Raw genomic sequence first — 1,267 nt, forward strand, 5'->3', positions numbered from 1 at the left:
GGTATGACTTCAAGACATGGGTAACGGTTATGCTGCAGGAGAAGGGTAACGCTTTTTGGAAACCTTTCTTGGTTTATGAACTTTGTATGAATCGGGATCAGAAATAATCAAGCCTAAATTTTGATCGATAACACCTAACTTATTAATTCCGAACCAAATGGAGAAAGAATCATTTTCCTTTTTGATTCCGATGTTAAATCCATTAAAAGGATTCCCGACCATAATGAGATTTCCATTATAATTGATGTAACCTCTGTCATTGACATGCCTTTGTTTAAATCCAAAAGGGTATGCTATAAGAAGATCGGCATTAGGATCAAATTTTCTATCAGATTTAAGATATATTTGTTCCGGTGTTTTCATGTTAAGAGCTTCGTGTGGTCTTTCTCTATTGAATTCGATTCTCCATTTATCGAATAGATTTTGGAAGAGAGTGATGTTCCCGACGATTTCATATTGTAGTTCCCGAGCCATGTCTCGATGCATTCTTTCATGAGCTCCATTCTGGTAAGGTTTACCAGGTTGTATACGATCGAGTTTGATCCCTAGAGAGAGCCACCAAACGGAAAGTTTGGTGAGTCCCCAGAGAGACTGCATGGAGGCGAAAGGAGGGCCATTGTCGGATCGAATGATATCTGGAATTCCGTAGATCTTGAATAACCTTGTAAATTCGGCCTTAACCGAAGGTATGTCTCCTTTCTTTAGAGTTTTGATAGCGAGAATGTATTTAGAGAAATCATCTCTGACAGTAAGAGGATTTACTTTCTCACGTTCAGGAGTATACCACCATCCTTTGAAGTCAACGGTCCAAATATGATTTGGATGCGTTGCTTTCTCGGGCATTGAGATGCGTTGACCTGAGTTAATAGATCTTTTTTTCTTTTTCTTATCTAGTAGGCCGGCTTTTTTAAGAATACGTTCAACGGTGGATCTGTTAGGAGGTTTTCTATGAGGGAATTTATTTTTATAGAGTTGTAGAATTTTTTTAGCCCCCCAAAACTTCTTGTTATTTTTGATCTTAACGATTTCGAGAATGGTTTCTTCAGCAATTTTAGCCGGCGAGTTTTTTGGAGTTTTCTTTTTATCCCGAAGACCGTCCCGACCTTCTAAAATGAAGCGTTCTTTCCACTTGTATCCAGACTTAGTAGAGATCCCATACTGAGCACAGAGCTGAGTAAAATTGACTCCCTTCTGGAGGCTCTCCAGAACGAACTGATATCTTAATTCCACGACATTATTCTCCTTCCAAGGCATCCCTCTAGCCCTC

1 protein-coding gene is annotated in these 1,267 nt (G+C 39.3%); it reads right to left on the reverse strand.

The features are described 5' to 3' along the window. Positions 1-27: 27 nt before the first annotated feature. Positions 28-1,267: integrase core domain-containing protein (locus JWG40_RS00015; RefSeq protein ID WP_232369057.1), on the reverse strand; the 1,240-nt coding region annotated here is incomplete at its 5' end.

It is taken from the genome of Leptospira abararensis (assembly GCF_016918735.1).
In the GTDB taxonomy this organism is placed as follows: domain Bacteria; phylum Spirochaetota; class Leptospiria; order Leptospirales; family Leptospiraceae; genus Leptospira_A; species Leptospira_A abararensis.